This window comes from Acinetobacter sp. UBA2581 (assembly GCF_002339435.1).
GTDB classification, from domain to species: Bacteria; Pseudomonadota; Gammaproteobacteria; order Pseudomonadales; family Moraxellaceae; genus Acinetobacter; species Acinetobacter variabilis.
In genome coordinates, this window is sequence record NZ_DDLD01000036.1 from 20,383 (window position 1) to 38,361 (window position 17,979).

The window sequence follows — 17,979 nt, forward strand, 5'->3', positions numbered from 1 at the left end:
GAATGATTCGTCCTTTTTTATTTATTATGAATTAAGAGAAGACAGGTGGGGTATAAGTCAAAGTTCTTCCCAGGAACCAGAGTAAGAACAGTACCAACGGAAGATGAAAGACCAGTTGTGTCACTGTAAAGCCAATTACATCTTTAGCCTTTAATTTCAAGATTCCCAGCATGGGGAGCATAAAGAAAGGATTGATCAGATTGGGTAAGGCTTCGGCTGCATTATAGATCTGGACAGACCAGCCCAGATGTACTTTCAGGTCATGTGCGGCCTGCATCACATAAGGCGCTTCAATAATCCATTTTCCTCCACCAGAAGGAATGAAGAAGCCTAGAATCGCAGAATAAATTCCCATAACGATGGCAAAGGTTTCCTGCGACGCAATCGACACGAAGAATTCGGCGATATAATGTGACAGGGAAAGATCAGCAGAATTCAGGGCATTGGTCATCATAAAGGCAATACTGCCATAAAGCGGAAACTGGATCAGCACCCCTGAAATGGCCGGCACAGCTTTGGATACGGCATTGAGAAAATTACGTGGTGTACCATGTAAAGCTACACCTAAAATCAGAAAGATAAAGTTATAAGTGTTTAAGCTGGAGATTGCCAGAATCGGATTGCTCTTGGAAAACTCGTTAAACATCCAGACCAGGCCCAGAACCACAATCAGAATACTTAAGATTGGCGAGTTTTCAAGCCAGTCACCTGGCCGTTTATGGATCACGGTTTCAGTCTTTTCTTCTTCAATCTGGATCGGGAAGTGATCAATGGTTTTAATATGATTGCCTTTGGGCGCAGACCAGTAGGCAATGGCAATCGAGGCGATGATCAAGACTGCTGTCATAATCATGGATTGCGGCAGGAAAATCGTTTCAGTAAATGGAATCACACCAGTCAGATTATACAGAGGTTCTGGCAGGCTGGATTTGTTGGCCTGTAATTGTGCGGCAGATGAGCTGATACCGAGCGCCCAGGTTGCACCCATCCCAATAATCGCTGCTGCGGCAGCTGCACGGTAATCCATATTTAGCTCTTTACGCTGTGCCAAGGCAATCACCAAAAGTGCAGTTAGCACTGTACTCATCGCCCAGTTAATCAGGGAAATCAGTAGGCTAACTGTGGCGACGAGAACGATAGCTCCACGTCCAGAATGAGGAATACGCGCCATTTTCTGAATCAATAATTGCATCGGTTTGGAAACCGAAACTACATAACCGACCACGATCAGCATACACATCTGTAAGGTAAAGGGAATCAGACTCCAGAATCCGTCACCGAATGAAATCGCGACGTCTTGTGCTGGTGCACCAATGCCAATCGCGGCAATCGCAACAATGATGACACCGAGTAGGGCAAAAATATAAGAGTCTGGAAACCATTTTTCAGACCAGTCGCTGACGCGCATGGCAAAGCGCTGCAAGATATTTTGTTGAGTTTGCATGATTAAAATCCATTTATTCTGCATTTGTTATTAAGAAGTGGCTTTCTTCAGCCAAAAAGAAACCCTTAAAAATTTTCATTTTAAGGGTTGGGAACAATCAGGCTGCTTTACGGAGTAAAGGCACACCGGTGACTTTCTGAATTTCATCAAAACTGACATCGGGTGCCAGTTCTACAAGTTGAATACCTTCAGGTGTGACATCCAATACACCTAAGTCAGTAATAATCCGGTTGACTACGGCCTGGCCAGTAAGCGGAAGACTACATTGTGAGACAATTTTAGGCGTACCATCTTTGGCGCAGTGTTCCATCAGCACCACAACTTTTTGCACACCTGCGACCAGATCCATGGCACCACCCATGCCTTTGACTTTCTTGCCCGGAATCATCCAGTTGGCTAGATCACCATTTTCTGAGACTTCCATAGCACCCAGAATGGCGATATTGACATGACCACCACGAATCATGGCAAAGGAGTCGGCACTGGAAAAGAAAGAAGCACCTTTGCGGGCAGTTACCGTCTGTTTGCCAGCATTGATCAGGTCGGCATCTACAGTATCTGCCGTTGGAAACTCTCCAATACCCAACAGGCCATTCTCAGACTGTAACCAGACATTAATATTCTCTGGAATATAATTCGCGACTAAGGTTGGCAGACCAATACCTAGATTTACATAGAAACCGTCTTCAAGTTCCTGTGCGGCGCGCTGCGCCATTTCATTACGTGTCCAAGCCATGATCAAGCCCCCGCCTTTAAAGTCATCTGTTCAATCCGTTTTTCCGGTTGGGTATTCAGTACAATCCGGTTCACATAAATGCCTGGAAGATGAATTTCATCTGGATCAAGGGCACCGATCTCGACAATTTCTTCGACTTCAGCAATGGTCACTTTACCAGCCATGGCACAGACCGGATTGAAGTTCTGGGCAGTTTTACGGAAAATCAGGTTACCGGCTTTATCGGCCTTATAAGCTTTAACCAAAGCTACATCAGCAGTTAAGGATTCTTCCAGAATATAAGATTTGCCATTAAACTCACGGACATCTTTACCTTCAGCAATAACGGTTCCAACACCGGTCGCGGTATAGAAAGCGGGAATACCTGCACCACCGGCACGTAATTTTTCAGCTAAAGTTCCTTGAGGGGTCAGTTCAACTTCGAGTTCCCCGCTTAAGTATTGGCGTTCAAATTCCTTGTTCTCGCCCACATAGGAAGAGATCATTTTTTTAATCTGTTTGGTTTCCAGCAATAGTCCCAAGCCAAAGCCATCGACACCGGCATTATTGGAAATACAGGTCAGATTTTTGGCACCGGTTTCTTTTAAAGCTGCAATGAGGGCCTCTGGAATACCACAGAGTCCAAAACCGCCAACTGCAAGAGTATGTCCATCCTGGACCACGCTGTCTAAAGCGGCTTTTGCACTGTCATACACTTTATTTGACATTTTTACCTCGATTTATTCTTCTCTTGCAGATCTCTTTTATCTAAAGATCTGCTGATTTCTATCTATGAGGACTTATAGAGTGTCCGGCTATTTCAAGTTTTTAAGCACAGGCTTTTTGCCAATAGGCATTGGCATAATTGGAGGGATTATTGCGTTGTAGAACCTCACTGATATTACGGCTGGTCTGCATCAGAGTATCCAGTTGAATACCGGTTTCAAAGCCCATCTTGGAGAGCAGGTAATACAGGTCTTCAGTTGAAACATTGCCGGAAGCACCTTTGGCATAAGGACAGCCACCGAGGCCGGCAATAGAGGAGTCAAATACCCGAATACCTTGTAATAGTGACTGGTAAATATTAGCGATGGCCATGCCATAGGTATTATGAAAATGGCCAGCCAGCACTTTACTATCAATTTCTGAAAGACAGGTATCCCAGACGTTCTTCACGCGATCTGGAGTTGCCGTACCAATGGTTTCACCCAGTGATACTTCATAGCAGCCCATATCTAGTAAGCGCTGCGTAACTTTTACGACCTGCTTCGGATCAATTGCACCTTCATAAGGGCAGTCCACCATACAAGAGACATAGCCACGAACCTTGACATCATTAGCTTTGGCAGCTGCCATCACATCTGCAAACTTTTCAAAGCTTTCATCAATAGAGCAGTTGATGTTCTTACGAGTAAAGCTTTCAGAAGCTGCGGTAAATACCGCAACTTCTTTACAACCCACAGCTAGCGCTGATTCAAAACCTTTCATATTTGGCGTCAGTAAACTGAACTGGATATTCGGATCTTTAGGCAAGCTGGCAAATAGCACATCGCTATCTGCCATCTGTGGGACCCATTTGGCTGAAACACAGGAACCGACTTCAATTGCCTGTAAACCTGTTTTCATCAGATCTAGAATCAGGTTTTTGCGGTCATCTAGTGTTAAAGGTGTTTTTTCGTTTTGCAGGCCATCGCGTGGCCCGACTTCTACGATTTTAACGAAATCTGTCATGCAACTTCCTCCGCTAGAGGCTGGAACTCTACCAGTTCATCGCCAGCTTTAACCTGGTCACCTTTTTGAAAGTATGAGTTTGCGATAATGCCATCATGCGGAGCGCGAATGGTATATTCGATCTTCATTGCTTCCAAAGTCAGCAGTACATCGTCTTTTTTCACTTTGTCATTTGCCGCAACCAGAACCTGAGTAATCACACCTGGCATTGGTGCAGTCAGATTGTTTTCAGTGCCTTGTTCATCCTGGCCATTAAAATCAGATTTCAGATAAGTAAACTTGTAACTTTGACCATTCTGGAACAGGGTAATGCCATGTTCAGTCTGGCTAAATGCCAGTTTCTGCTGCTGACCTGCAAGATTTAACTGGAGTAGGTGTTGATCGAGCAGTTCACCTTGGATATTGAGTGTCTGGCCTTCATGGTTTGCCAGGAAGCTATTTTCTAGCGCTTTAAAGCTCACCATACGTAAAACGTCATTACATTGTAATTTGATTGTGTAGCTATTTTGCTGATTCAGACGCCAAAATGCTTTTTGCTGCCAGACAGGATTATTGCTCGTCGGGTTTTGAGCCAGACGAGATAACAGTTCAACCAAGGCGGCACTGACCACTAATTCTGCGCTGATATCAGCAGATGGTTTGAGTAGGAACTCTTCTTCGCGTTGAATCAGGCCAGTATCGAGATGGGCATTTTTAAATGAGTCACATAATACTAAGCGATCAAGAAAAGCGATGTTATTCCCGAGTCCATCGACATGGAACTGACCCAAGGCGTGATGCATCTGGGTTAAAGCCGCTTCACGGTTTTTGCCCCAAACAATCAGTTTGGCAATCATCGGATCATAATAGGTGCTGATTTCATCACCTTCGACAATGCCACTATCCACACGGACATAGTCATTTTGCTCTGGATAATGCAGATAGCTGATCTGACCGATGGCAGGAATAAAACCTTTTTCTGGTTCTTCAGCATAGACACGTGCTTCGAGCGCATGACCGTGAATCTGTAATTCATGTTGCTGTTTCGGTAAAGGCTCACCGAACGCGACACGTAGCTGCCATTCCACCAGATCCTGACCGGTGATCATTTCAGTGACCGGATGCTCAACCTGTAGACGGGTATTCATTTCCATGAAGTAGGCAGTACCATCTTGTTCAACGATGAACTCGACTGTACCCGCACCAACATAATTCACGGCACGTGCAGCATCAATCGCGGCTTGGCGCATCGCTTCAAGTTTGTCTTCTGGCATTTTAGGTGCTGGTGCTTCTTCCAGAACTTTCTGGTGACGACGCTGCACGGAGCAATCACGTTCAAACAGATGCACATAATTGCCATGTGTATCACCAAAGACCTGAACTTCAATATGACGTGGCTGCACGACATAGCGTTCAATCAGCACATCTTCATTGCCGAAGCTGGAACGTGCTTCGCTTTTACAGGAAGCAAGTGAACTGAGGAAATCTTCACTACGTTCAACCAGACGCATGCCTTTACCACCACCACCAGCACTAGCCTTGATCAGTACCGGATAGCCAATACTGTCTGCCTGCTGTTTCAGGAAATCCGCATCCTGATTGGTACCATGATAGCCTGGGGTTAACGGTACACCGGCTTTTTCCATCAGTGCTTTAGAGGTCGCTTTCAGACCCATTGCTAAGATCGCATCCACTGGCGGACCTATAAAGACAATATTGTTGTCCTGACAGGCCAGGGCAAACTGGTCATTTTCAGACAGGAAACCATAACCTGGATGAATGGCCTGAGCACCGGTAGTTTTAGCCGCCTGAATAATACGTTCAATCTGTAAATAACTTTGTGCAGCAGGCGATTCACCAATATGGATGGCTTCATCTGCCAGTTTGACATGCTGTGCCTGTGCATCGGCATCGGAATATACGGCAACAGTAGCGATGCCTAACTTTTTCGCTGTACGAATTACACGACAGGCAATTTCACCACGGTTGGCAATTAAAATCTTTTCAAACATCCTACGATCCTTCTTGTTGTTATGCCGTGGTCTTGATCCAGGCCGGGCTTTGTTTGTTTAAAAATGCATTCAGTCCATTTTTCGCCTCATCTCCCTGGCGAACATGGGCAATATGCTGTGCGGTTTTAAGCAGCAGATCTTCAGTCAGAACCTGCTGATCAACCAGTTGAATCAGCTGTTTTGAAGCGTTTTGCGCTGCTGGTCCACCGAGTAAGAGCGCTTCCACAATCTCATCAATTTTGCTGTCGAGCTGTTCTGGTGCAGTCACTTCATGTGCCAGACCAATGGTTTTCGCCTGTTCAGCTGAAATTCGCTCAGCAGTCAGGAAATAACGTGACGCCTGACGGGCGCCAATCGCGCGAATCACATAAGGGCTAATCGTTGAAGGTGCTAGACCTAAACGGACTTCGGAGGTTGCAAACTTGGCCTCGGTGCTGGCAATACAGATATCACAAGCGGATGCCAGACCCATACCGCCGCCAAAAGCAATACCATGGACACGGGCAATGGTGGGCTGTTTTAATGTCGCCAGACTTTGTAACATTTCCGCCAGTTTGAGGGCATCGGCTTCATTATCTGCCTGTGAGGCCTGACCGGCATGTTTCATCCAGTTCAGGTCAGCGCCCGCAGAGAAGCTTTTACCTCGACCCGCCAGAATCACTACACGTACATCATCGCACTGATTTAAAGACTCGAAGCAGGCATGTAGCTCTTCAATGACTTGGGTGTTAAACGCATTGTGCAATTCAGCACGATTAATCCAGACTGTTGCTACCTGATTCTGCTGCTCGAGCTGTAAAAATTGATAGTCCATTTTTGTCACCTCTTACATGCGGAACACGCCGAATTTGGTTGGCTGGATTGGTGCATTCATCGCTGCAGCCAGACTTAGGGCCAGGACTTCGCGCGATTGCGCTGGATCAATGACACCGTCATCCCATAAACGCGCAGAAGCATAATAAGGATGGCCTTGGCGTTCATATTGGTCACGAATTGGCTGTTTAAACTGGTCTTCTTCTTCAGCTGACCAGGTTCCACCTTTTTGCTCAATCTGATCGCGTTTCAAAGTTGACAATACGCTAGAAGCCTGTTCACCGCCCATCACCGAAATACGCGAGTTTGGCCAAGTCCACATAAAGCGTGGCGAGTAAGCACGACCACACATGCCATAGTTACCGGCACCAAAAGAGCCGCCAATCACTAAAGTCAGTTTAGGCACATTGGCTGTCGCGACGGCCATCACCAGCTTGGCACCATTTTTGGCAATACCTTCATTCTCATACTGACGACCCACCATAAAGCCGGTGATATTTTGCAGGAAGATCAGCGGAATATTGCGCTGGGTACAGAGTTCAATAAAATGCGCGCCTTTTTGCGCAGACTCAGAGAATAAAATCCCATTGTTGGCAATAATTCCAACTGGCATTCCATAGAGCTTGGCAAAGCCAGTCACTAGGGTAGTCCCGAAACGTGCCTTGAATTCGTCAAAACGTGAGCCATCGACAATACGCGCAATCACTTCACGGATATCAAATGGTTTACGGGCATCGCTTGGCACAATGCCATACAGCTCTGAACTGTCAAAACGCGGTGCTTCGATTTCATCTGCAGTTTTATTTGGCTTTTTGTTCAGGTTCGCCACAATGTTGCGGGCAATGGCAATTGCGTGTTCATCATTTTCTGCCAGATGATCGGCAACTCCAGATAAACGGGTATGTACATCACCGCCACCGAGATCTTCACTAGAAACCACTTCACCAGTAGCTGCTTTTACCAGAGGAGGGCCACCCAAGAAAATCGTACCCTGATTGCGCACAATAATGGTTTCATCTGACATCGCTGGCACATAAGCACCACCGGCTGTACAGCTACCCATCACTACAGCAATCTGGGCAATACCTAGGCTCGACATACGTGCCTGATTGTAAAAGATACGGCCGAAGTGATCACGATCCGGGAATACTTCATCCTGTAAAGGCAGATAAGCACCGCCAGAATCGACCAGATAAATACATGGTAAATGATTCTGCTCGGCAATTTCCTGGGCACGTAAATGCTTTTTCACCGTAAGTGGATAATAAGTACCGCCTTTGACTGTGGCATCATTGGCCACGATCATGCAGGTCACACCATTGACCTGACCCACACCCGCGACTACACCTGCTGCAGGAACATCATCCTGATAAACCTGATAGGCAGCCAGTTGACCAATTTCCAGAAAAGCTGTGCCTGGATCAATTAAATGATTAATCCGTTCACGCGGCAGTAATTTGCCGCGATCCAGATGTTTCTGGCGGGCATTTTCTCCACCACCCAAGGCAATTTTTTCTACTTTCTGTTTCAGGTCATCGACCAGTTGCAGCATGGCAGCCTGGTTGGTCTTAAACTCTTCACTACGTATATTGATTTTGCTCTGTAACTGATTCATGACGAACATCCTTGTTTTATTCTAAGTGTTCAGGTTTAGGCTGTTTCGTTGAAGAGCTCACGGCCAATGAGCATGCGGCGGATTTCGGAAGTTCCGGCACCAATTTCATAGAGTTTGGCATCGCGCCATAAACGGCCTGCAGCAAATTCATTGATATAACCGTTACCACCTAGGGTCTGAATAGTTTCGCCTGCCATCCAGGTGGCTTTTTCAGCGGCATATAAAATGGCACTGGCAGCGTCTTTACGCAGGCTACGGCTATGATCAGCTTTGTCACATTCAGCACCAACGGCATACACCAGTGCCTTACATGCCAGCCAGGTAGAGTACATGTCAGCAATTTTGCCTTGCATCAACTGGAATTCACCGAGTGCCTGACCAAACTGTTTACGGTCATGAATATAAGGAATCACTGTATCCATGCAGGCATCCATAATACCCAATGGACCAGCACTGAGAACCGCACGTTCATAATCCAGTCCGCTCATCAGCACTTTAGTCCCATTGCCGACACCGCCAAGCACGTTTTCTTTCGGAACTTCGACATTGTCAAAAAACAGGGGATAGGTATTGGAACCGCGCATACCCAGTTTGTCTAAATGGGTGCCGTGACTAAAACCTGGCATATTTTTCTCAACCAGAAAAGCAGTCATGCCTTTGGCGCCAGCTTGTAAATCGGTTTTGGCATAGACGACGAGTACATCGGCATCACCACCGTTAGTGATCCACATCTTGGAACCGTTGAGTAGATAATGATCGCCTTTATCTTCGGCTTTCAGTTTCATGCTGACTACATCTGATCCGGCATTCGGCTCAGACATTGCTAATGCACCGACATATTCGCCAGAAATCAGTTTTGGCAGGTAACGCTGTTTTTGTTCTTCATTACCATTTCGCTTAATTTGGTTTACACATAGGTTAGAATGGGCACCATAGGACAAACCAATGGATGCTGAAGCACGGGAAATTTCTTGCATGGCAATAATATGGGCCAGATACCCCAGATTGGTACCGCCATATTCCTCACTGACCGTTAAACCAAGTAGGCCCATATCACCAAATTTTTTCCAGAGGTGAGCCGGGAATTCATTGTCACGGTCAACTTGCTGGGCAATTGGGGCAATTTCCTTGGCGCAAAAAGCGGCCACTGAATCACGAAGCGCAATAAGAGTTTCATCTAAACCGAAATCTAAGCTTTGTAAATTCATTCTTCATCCATCCTGAGATTATATTTGTTGTGTCCAAAAGCATTTTTGTTGTGCTTGTTTTTTTAACATACAACGAAAAATTAAAAAAGTGAACCTATATTCACAAAATGATTTACAATTCATTTTATCTGGTTGAGAATAAGATTATGAGTTATAAAAGATCATCACTGATGCAGGAACGAATGGAACAAAATCGTTTGTCGATTTTACAGTCTGCTCGTGAACTGATTACTCAAGGGGGCTTTAAAGAGGCATCGATTCAGGCGATTGCAGAACGCGCAGGCGTTTCTACAGGGCTGGTATATCGATATTTTGAAAACAAAAGCCAGATTTTGATTGAGGTTTTGTCGGCAGCGATTCAGCATGAAGTGGGAATTCTTGTTTCCATTGCTGGGTCGGATTTGTCGCCAAAACTGAAATTGCAAAAATCTGTTACAACTTTTGTGAAACGTGCCATGAATAGCCCCCAGTTGGCGTATTCACTTATGTTTGAACCGGTTGATCCGGAAATGGAACATGAGCGTTTTCGCAGTAAACAGCTGCTTAAACAAAGCATTAAGGAAATCCTGGCCGAAGGAAAGGTGAATGGAGAGTTCGAGTTTGAAGATTTAAATACGGCAGCTTTGGGCGTGGTCGGTGCCATGACCTTTGTCGTGATTGAACCTTTGAATCCGTCCCGTAATGTGATGTTTGATCAGAACTACAAGGATCACTTTGTCAAACAGATTGCCGATTTTTGTGTTAACGCAGTACATCGACAGGAGGGAAATTCAGCAGCATAGACACACAAAAACAGGCACATAGACAAGGTCGTCGTGGTCATAAAACAATTAGTAAAGTTGAAAATCAGAATTACAAAGAATCAAGGAGATCGATTCAATGACACAAGTACGGTTAAGCTATGCCTATGGAACCAGCAGCCAGCCTTTATTGGGCATGACGATTGGTGAAAAATTTGATCAGGCTTGCGAGCAATATGCAGATCGCGATGCAGTCGTCAGCATGCATCAGAACATACGCCTGAGTTATCGGCAGCTACAGGATCAGGTCAATGCCTTTGCCTGTCAGCTGCTGAAATTGGGTATGCAAAAAGGTGACCGTCTGGCGATCTGGTCGCCGAACTGTGTGGAATGGACTATTACCCAATTCGCAGCTTTCAAGGCAGGCATTATTCTGGTTAACCTGAATCCAGCCTATAAAAGCAATGAGCTGGAATATGTTTTGAATAAAGTGTCCTGTAAGGGACTAGTTATTGCATCGCAGTTTAAAACAACGGACTATCAGGAAATCCTGACCAAAATTGCGCCTGAATTAAAACAGGCTGAAAATAAATTACTGAATGCAGAGCGTCTACCACATTTAAAGCATGTCATTAAAATTGATGAGCAGCAGCATACTGGCATTCATCGTTTTCAGGATTTAATGCCTATACCAAGTGCTCAAGAGCTGGAACAGCTGCAACAGATCTCCACTGATTTGCAGTTCGATGAAACCATTAATATCCAGTTTACGTCAGGCACCACAGGTAACCCTAAGGGTACGATGCTGACCCATAACAATATTTTAAATAATGGTTACTTTGTCGGTGAGGCGATTCACTTAAGTCCGGAAGACCGTGTCTGTATTTCTGTTCCACTATTCCACTGCTTTGGCATGGTAATGGGCAATCTGGCCTGTATTACCCATGGTTCAGCCATGATTTATCCGTCTGCCGTATTTAATCCGCTGGAAACCTTAAAAGCTATTCAGCAGGAAAAATGTACGGCAGCTTATGGCGTACCGACCATGTTTATTGCTGTGCTGGAACATGAACAGTTTGACGATTTCGATCTGTCTAGCCTGCGTACCGGCATTATGGCGGGTAGTCCATGTCCACAGGAAATTATGCAGCGTGTAATAGAGCGAATGCATATGTCTGAAATTACCATCTGTTATGGCATGACTGAAACAGCACCGGTAAGTGCCCAAAGTTCAACAGAAGACAGTGTTGAACGTCGTGTGAGTACAGTTGGCCGTGTCCATCCGCATCTGGAAGTTAAAATTGTCAATGAAAATGGCAAAGTGGTGCCGCGCGGTCAATTGGGTGAACTGTGTGTGCGTGGTTATTCCGTGATGCTGGGTTATTGGGAAGATCAGGACAAGACCCAGGAAGTCATTGATGCTGCGCGCTGGATGCATACTGGTGATATTGCGGAAATGGATGATGAAGGCTTTGTCAAAATCAAGGGTCGTATCAAGGATGTGGTCATTCGTGGCGGTGAAAATCTATTCCCGAAAGAAATTGAAGATTTCCTTTATACCCATCCAGCGGTTTCAGATGTACAGGTGATTGGCGTGCCAGACCATAAATATGGTGAAGAGCTTTGTGCTTGCATTATCCTGCATGAAAATGACCCATGTACCGAAGAAGCCATCCGCCAATATTGTGCTGAGCATATTTCTCACAATAAAGTGCCGCGTTATGTGCGTTTCTTCCATGAATTCCCGATGACAGCTTCAGGTAAGGCACAGAAGTTCAAGTTGCGTGAATTTATGCGTGAAGAATTAAATTTAAAAGAGATTGCTTAAATTAATTAAAGCTAAGTTTAAATAGTATTTGATCAGATGACCTGGCGGCATGGATGTCGCCGTTTCATTGTATGGCAAGGATGCCATATCAATGAAACAGAAGGGTTTGGTTACTTTGCCCAGTCAAAGTAACGAAGCACCTGCACAATGGAAGAAGAATCCATCTTGCAAATTGAGGTCATGTATTTAGCAATTTCTTTAAATAGATAAAAATCTATTTCTATATAAATCAGAGTAAACAGATGGCAAAAAACTTTCATAGTGAAGTCGTGGTCGCCAGTTATGACGATCACATCCGTAAACTGATTCCCGGATATGAACTGGTGCATCAGCAGATTGAAGCAATTCTCAGCACTGAACTCCCGGAAACCGCTCATATTTTGGTAGTGGGCTGCGGGACGGGTTATGAGCTATCTTATTTATTGCAGCAGCATCCAAACTGGACATTTACTGCGATTGATCCTTCCGCTGCGATGCTTGAACAGGCAAGGAAGCATCTGGCTTCTATTGGAGTTGAACAACGAGTTCAGTTTATACAGTGCACCATTCAGGAACTGGATCAGCAAAATACTTACGATGCTGCACTCGCTATTTTAGTCGCCCATTTTATTCCTGAACCTCAGAAATCTGATTTTTTTCAGGATATCTATCACAGCCTTAAAACTGGCGGGATCGTATTGACTTATGATTTGATGCAGCCAGAAGGTGAGAATGAATTAAAGGTAATGCAAAAAATGGCACAGCAAACCGGACTTAGTGTGCAGCAAAGTGAAAATATGCTGGCCAGATTGCAGCAGGACTTTTTCCTGATTTCAGTAGAAGATTCAAATGAACTTTTAACAAAAGTCGGATTTAAACAACACAAAATTTATAGTCAAATCATGAATTATTGTGGTTTTTTACTCAGAAAATAAAGATCATGAAACCTTATATGAATTTTAAAGTTTAAGAGAATAATCAAGGAAGTTTAAAAAGAATGTCAGCATATTATAGTTTGATCCAGCGCGAACAGCATGCAGATGGCAGTACTACTGCCTATTATCGTTCCAATATTCATGCTCAAGGTGCGTGGAATCCTCATGAACAGCACATGGCACCGGCAACCGGTATTCTATGTGTTGAACTAGAACAGTTTCAGCCTAGATCAGAAATGCGTATTGGCCGGGTTGGACTGGATATTTTTGGACTGATTGCATTTGGTGAGTTTTCTATTACTACGCGCATGATCCGTCCTGGCAAAACTATTGAACTGATTGAGGCGGAAATGCGTGCCAATGGAAAAACCTGTATCGTTGCTCGTGCCTGGAGGATGCTGACTTCGGATAGCCGGGCCATTGCAGGTATCGAAGATTTTCCGATTGAAAGCCCTGAGTTTTTACCGGTTTGGGAGGGTATGAGTTGCTGGCCGGGTGGTTATATTCAAAGTATTGAAACCCGTGCACATCCTGATCATCGAGCAGGCAAAGGCATTGTCTGGCTCAGAAATTCACTGGATATGGTCGAAGGACAACCGACTACAGATTTTAGTCGTTTACTTGGTATGGTAGATACGGCCAATGGCATTGTGCCGCGTCAGGATCCAAATGCGGGCTGGGGATTTCCAAATCTGGATTTACAGATTCATATGCACCGTCTGCCGCAAGGTGAATGGCTGGGGCTGGAAGTAGTGCAACAATATGGTGAGGATGGGATTGGTCTCACCAGTGGTGTGCTGCATGATATTCAAGGGCCTTTCGGTCGCAGTGAACAGATTCTGACCTTACGTAAATTCTAAATCCGGTTCAAAAGCAAAAGGATGAATTGATTCATCCTTTTTTTATTGGCATGCTGTGCGCAATGGTTCAGGAATATTGATGAATGCGGGTTAGTATCATTGGGGCAGGGCGTGTGGCTTATCATCTTGCCCGTGTATTGTCAGCACAACATGAAATTGTACAGATCTACAGCCGGACTCTGGATAAAGCACAGCAACTGGGTAATCGATTTAAAGCGCAAGCTATCGCTCAACCTGAGAATCTGAATCACAATATAGATTTGATCATCATTGCCGTGAGTGATCAATCAATTGCTAATGTCATCAGACAAGTCCATTCTTACTTGCAAGATGTGCTGATTGTCCATACTTCGGGTAGTACTCACCTGAATGTTCTAGCAGATATACATGCAAAGTCTGGCGTCTTTTATCCATTGCAAACCTTTAGTCTGGAACGTGAAATCGACTGGGAAAATACGCCTTTATTTATTGAAGCATCTGACCCAACAGATCAAGAAATCTTAACCCATTTAGCAAATAGCCTAAGCAAGAGAGTTTATCAATATAGTTCGGACCAACGTTTGAGCTTGCATCTGGCTGCAGTGTTTGCCTGCAATTTTAGCAATTACTGTTATGACATGGCTAAGCAGGTGGTAGATGCACAGCAGGTAGATTTTAGCCTGCTTTATCCATTGATTCTGGAAACAGCCAATAAGGCGACGCAAAATGATCCTCGCCAAGGACAGACTGGACCTGCGATGCGTGGTGATCAGAATATTCTGAATATGCATCAGCAGATGCTAGAGCAATCTCAACGACAAGACTTGGCAGGTGTGTATAAATTACTCAGTCAGCAGATTTTAGAACGCCATCATAGCTAATAAAAAAGCGCTGAATAATCAGCGCTTTTTAGACTTATAGATATTAAGAAATTTTCTTAAAGATAAAGTCATTAATCTTGTGGCCAGCTTCGATTCCGCGACGCTCAAACTTGGTTTGTGGACGCCATTCAGGGCGAGGGTAGCTGTTGCCTCTACCTGCCAGGTTTTCTAAGCGTGGACGTTCTTCCAGAACTTCCAGCATCCACTCAGCATACGGTTCCCAGTCTGTTGCAGCATGGAAAGTACCGCCAAGTTCCAGCTTTTGCTCAACCAATGGCATGCGGTCATGAGATACAAAACGGCGTTTAAAGTGACGTTTTTTCTGCCATGGATCAGGAAAATACAACTGAACGGTGTTGATACTATTGTCTGGCATTTCACGAAGCACCTGAATCGCATCAGCATCCAGTACACGTAAGTTAGTCACGCCCGCCATACCTGCTTCATACACGCACTGCGCAATACCCGGTACATGCACTTCAATTCCGACAAAGTTACACTCTGGATGCGCTTTAGCCATGAGTACCAGAGAGCGGCCCATACCAAAACCGATTTCTACAGTCAGCGGACGTTCAGGATGTTCAAAATACTGACGCAAATCACCTACTGGATATTCCAAAATTAAGTGACCATATTGTTCAAGCGCAGTACGTTGAGAGGTATTTAATGGCGCTGAGCGGCGCATAAACGTCACAATTTCACGGTGCTCGCTTAAATTGTCCAGCTCCACGACTTGCTGGTCTAATTGATCGTTCGACATAATTTTGGCAAATCTAAAAATTCAGAATGCGGTATTTTAAGTCCTGAGCGGTGCAAGTCAAACTTTTCTCGGTATTTCTCCATAAAAATCGAGCCAGAGATCCCAGGCAAAATAAAAGAGCCAGTTGGCTCTTTTACAGATCCAGCTTGATCAGGTACTAAAACGGTCGATTAACGTGCTACTGGCTTCATTTAAACCAATTACAGTCACGTCTATGCCTTGGGCTTTAAGCTTCTGGATGACGTTATTGAGCATATTTACTGAAGTCACATCCCAGATATGTGCATGCGTCAGATCCAGCTCAACATGATCCAGTTTTTCTTTAAAATCAAAAAACTGGTAGAACTTTTCTGTGCTGCTGAAAAAGATCTGTCCAGAAATTATATAACTACGTGAATTAGGCTTATGCAAATAAGTCGAGACATGTACAGTTCTTTCCAGTTTATTAATAAAAAACAGGGCAGAGAGCAATACACCGACAAATACACCGAGTGCCAGATTATGAGTAGCAAGCACGACAATTATCACAGCAATCATCACGGTATTAAATTCTAGCGGATGCTTGCCAAACTGTTTGATTGCACCCCACTGGAAGGTGGTAAATGACACCATAATCATAATGGCAACCAGCGCAGCCATTGGAATATAAGCCAGCCAGTCTTTCAGGAAGACCACCAAACACAGCAAAAACACGCCAGCCACCAAAGTGGATAAACGGGTACGTGCACCTGAAGAGACATTGATAATCGACTGACCAATCATGGCACAACCAGCCATTCCGCCCATAAAACCGCTGACAATATTGGCCATACCCTGACCACGACATTCCCGATGGCGGTCACCTTCAGTTCCAGTCACTTCATCAATGACCGTAGTGGTCATCATACTTTCAAGCAGACCTACAGTGGCTAAAGTAAAGGAATAAGGCAGGATAATCTGCAAGGTTTCCAGATTCAGTGGAATTTCCGGAAGAAGAAAGACGGGTAAGGTATCTGGAAACTGTCCCAGATCGCTCACAGTACGCATATCTGTACCAAGCAATAACGCAAGTGCGCTCAGCACGACGATACAGATAAGAGGCGATGGAATCGCTTTACCGATTTTCGGTATATAAGGAAAGAGATAGATAATTATCAAACCTACTAAAATGAACAGATAACCCGTACTGTCCATCCGGTTAATTTCCGGGATTTGTGCCACAAAAATCAGGATCGCGAGGGCATTCAAGAAACCATATACCACAGCCTGCGACACAAAACGCATCAGCTTGGCAACTTTAAAAAAGCCCGCAATCACCTGAATAATCCCGGTCAGAATTGTGGCTGCAAGCAGATATTGCAAACCATGATCCTTGACCAGCGTAATCATCAGTAGCGCCATTGCACCAGTCGCCGCAGAGATCATGGCAGGACGACCACCGAAAAAGGCAATGGACACTGCAATACAGAAAGAGGCATACAAGCCGACTTGCGGATCAACACCTGCAATCGCAGAAAAAGCAATAGATTCAGGAATCAGGGCCAGTCCAACCACCAGACCTGCCAGCACATCAGTCCGGATATTGGAAAACCATTCTTCTTTTTTCAGGTTAATCACGAAATATCATCTAAATTTTGAGAACCTGCGTATCTTAAACAGATACAGATAAAAATCTACACAAGATTGACTTGCAAAAGCCTGTAAATTCCTCAATATTGGATATGTAACTGTGCTCAATCACAGTTACGCTTTTTTGCAATTTACAGGTTTGATCACTTGAAAGTTTGTCAGAAGCGATTTAAAACATTGAGAAGTGTATAACAAGGATCAGAAATGAAGCTTTACTATTCGCCAGGCGCATGCTCTTTGGCAGCTCATATTATTTTAAATGAAATTAATGTCGATTTTGATTTGGAACGTGTTGACTTAAAAACCCATAAAACAGAAAAAGGTGCAGATTATTACGAAATTAACCCAAAGGGTTATGTACCAGCATTAGAAATTAATCCGGGTTTAATTCTTACAGAAAATGTTGCAATTTTACCGTTTCTTGCTCAACACGATCCAAAACAAGATCTGATTCCACCTTCTGGCATGGGACGTGCCAAAGTGCTGGAGTGGTTAGGTTATCTCAACTCAGAGTTGCATGATGCTTATGCTGTATTCTTCACTGGAAAATTATCAGATGAAGCCAAAGAAAAAGCCTATGCAGAAATTGACCGTTTATTGAGTTATATCGATAAGGCCATTGGTGAATCGGACAATGATTATCTGGTCGATGATAATTTCGGCCCGGCAGATGCTTACCTGTTTGTTCTGACCAACTGGTCGAACCAGATTGAACATGATCTGAGTCCATATAAAAATATTATTCATATCCGCAATAAGGTTGCAGAACGTCAATCTGTACAGATTGCAATGCGTGATGAAGGTTTAATCCCTTAATCATGTTTTGTTCTGAAATAGATTGACAGTATTCTACTTCAAACCGAGTTTAGCAATTAGCTCGGTTTTAGTTTGT

Annotated in this window: 16 protein-coding genes; 6 read left to right on the forward strand and 10 right to left on the reverse strand. The window is 44.4% G+C overall.

Annotation, left to right across the window (positions count from 1 at the left end):
- Positions 1 to 31 precede the first annotated feature (31 nt).
- The 8 genes from B3Q46_RS04070 to B3Q46_RS04105 all read right to left on the reverse strand — a co-directional run bounded on the left by B3Q46_RS04070 (position 32) and on the right by B3Q46_RS04105 (position 9,517).
- Positions 32 to 1,444, reverse strand: coding sequence for a short-chain fatty acid transporter (locus tag B3Q46_RS04070; RefSeq protein ID WP_104426287.1), 1,413 nt, complete (start codon positions 1,442 to 1,444; stop codon positions 32 to 34).
- Between the two features lie 97 nt (positions 1,445 to 1,541).
- Positions 1,542 to 2,180, reverse strand: coding sequence for a CoA transferase subunit B (locus tag B3Q46_RS04075; RefSeq protein ID WP_004782495.1), 639 nt, complete (start codon positions 2,178 to 2,180; stop codon positions 1,542 to 1,544).
- Positions 2,181 to 2,182: 2 nt separating this feature from the next.
- Entirely contained in the window at positions 2,183 to 2,887 is a 705-nt protein-coding gene (locus tag B3Q46_RS04080) for a CoA transferase subunit A (protein ID WP_262735622.1), read from the reverse strand.
- Between the two features lie 100 nt (positions 2,888 to 2,987).
- Positions 2,988 to 3,890 (reverse strand): hydroxymethylglutaryl-CoA lyase, encoded by a 903-nt coding sequence (locus tag B3Q46_RS04085; protein WP_262735621.1) that lies wholly within the window; start codon positions 3,888 to 3,890, stop codon positions 2,988 to 2,990.
- The gene (locus B3Q46_RS04090; RefSeq protein ID WP_262735619.1) at positions 3,887 to 5,881 is read right to left on the reverse strand and encodes an acetyl/propionyl/methylcrotonyl-CoA carboxylase subunit alpha; all 1,995 of its coding nucleotides are present in this window, start codon (positions 5,879 to 5,881) and stop codon (positions 3,887 to 3,889) included. The genes B3Q46_RS04085 and B3Q46_RS04090 overlap by 4 nt, the downstream gene beginning before the upstream one ends.
- Positions 5,882 to 5,900: 19 nt before the next feature.
- Positions 5,901 to 6,695, reverse strand: coding sequence for an enoyl-CoA hydratase/isomerase family protein (locus B3Q46_RS04095; RefSeq protein WP_262735617.1), 795 nt, complete (start codon positions 6,693 to 6,695; stop codon positions 5,901 to 5,903).
- 12 nt (positions 6,696 to 6,707) lie between these two features.
- Entirely contained in the window at positions 6,708 to 8,309 is a 1,602-nt protein-coding gene (locus B3Q46_RS04100) for a carboxyl transferase domain-containing protein (RefSeq protein WP_005235052.1), read from the reverse strand.
- A gap of 35 nt (positions 8,310 to 8,344) precedes the next feature.
- Complete coding sequence (locus tag B3Q46_RS04105) at positions 8,345 to 9,517, reverse strand: isovaleryl-CoA dehydrogenase (protein WP_004782484.1); 1,173 nt, start codon at positions 9,515 to 9,517, stop codon at positions 8,345 to 8,347.
- Between the two features lie 146 nt (positions 9,518 to 9,663).
- On the opposite strand from B3Q46_RS04105, the gene B3Q46_RS04110 reads away from it, so the two are divergent.
- The 5 genes from B3Q46_RS04110 to B3Q46_RS04130 all read left to right on the forward strand — a co-directional run bounded on the left by B3Q46_RS04110 (position 9,664) and on the right by B3Q46_RS04130 (position 14,719).
- The gene (locus B3Q46_RS04110; RefSeq protein WP_004782481.1) at positions 9,664 to 10,299 is read left to right on the forward strand and encodes a TetR/AcrR family transcriptional regulator; all 636 of its coding nucleotides are present in this window, start codon (positions 9,664 to 9,666) and stop codon (positions 10,297 to 10,299) included.
- A gap of 97 nt (positions 10,300 to 10,396) precedes the next feature.
- Positions 10,397 to 12,085 (forward strand): AMP-binding protein, encoded by a 1,689-nt coding sequence (locus tag B3Q46_RS04115; protein ID WP_262735613.1) that lies wholly within the window; start codon positions 10,397 to 10,399, stop codon positions 12,083 to 12,085.
- A gap of 242 nt (positions 12,086 to 12,327) precedes the next feature.
- Positions 12,328 to 12,999, forward strand: coding sequence for a class I SAM-dependent methyltransferase (locus B3Q46_RS04120; RefSeq protein ID WP_262735611.1), 672 nt, complete (start codon positions 12,328 to 12,330; stop codon positions 12,997 to 12,999).
- 62 nt (positions 13,000 to 13,061) lie between these two features.
- Complete coding sequence (locus tag B3Q46_RS04125) at positions 13,062 to 13,859, forward strand: thioesterase family protein (protein ID WP_262735609.1); 798 nt, start codon at positions 13,062 to 13,064, stop codon at positions 13,857 to 13,859.
- Between the two features lie 83 nt (positions 13,860 to 13,942).
- On the forward strand, positions 13,943 to 14,719 hold the full coding sequence (locus B3Q46_RS04130; protein WP_262735608.1) for a Rossmann-like and DUF2520 domain-containing protein: 777 nt from the start codon (positions 13,943 to 13,945) through the stop codon (positions 14,717 to 14,719).
- Positions 14,720 to 14,762: 43 nt separating this feature from the next.
- On the opposite strand, the gene trmB is transcribed toward B3Q46_RS04130, so the two are convergent.
- Together trmB and B3Q46_RS04140 are read right to left on the reverse strand one after the other, a co-directional pair.
- Positions 14,763 to 15,479: a tRNA (guanosine(46)-N7)-methyltransferase TrmB gene (trmB, locus tag B3Q46_RS04135; protein ID WP_262735606.1), complete on the reverse strand. Its 717-nt coding sequence runs from the start codon at positions 15,477 to 15,479 to the stop codon at positions 14,763 to 14,765.
- Between the two features lie 150 nt (positions 15,480 to 15,629).
- Complete coding sequence (locus B3Q46_RS04140; protein WP_262735604.1) at positions 15,630 to 17,075, reverse strand: SulP family inorganic anion transporter; 1,446 nt, start codon at positions 17,073 to 17,075, stop codon at positions 15,630 to 15,632.
- A gap of 216 nt (positions 17,076 to 17,291) precedes the next feature.
- On the opposite strand from B3Q46_RS04140, the gene B3Q46_RS04145 reads away from it, so the two are divergent.
- On the forward strand, positions 17,292 to 17,903 hold the full coding sequence (locus tag B3Q46_RS04145; RefSeq protein ID WP_004782472.1) for a glutathione binding-like protein: 612 nt from the start codon (positions 17,292 to 17,294) through the stop codon (positions 17,901 to 17,903).
- The last annotated feature ends 76 nt before the right edge of the window (positions 17,904 to 17,979 follow it).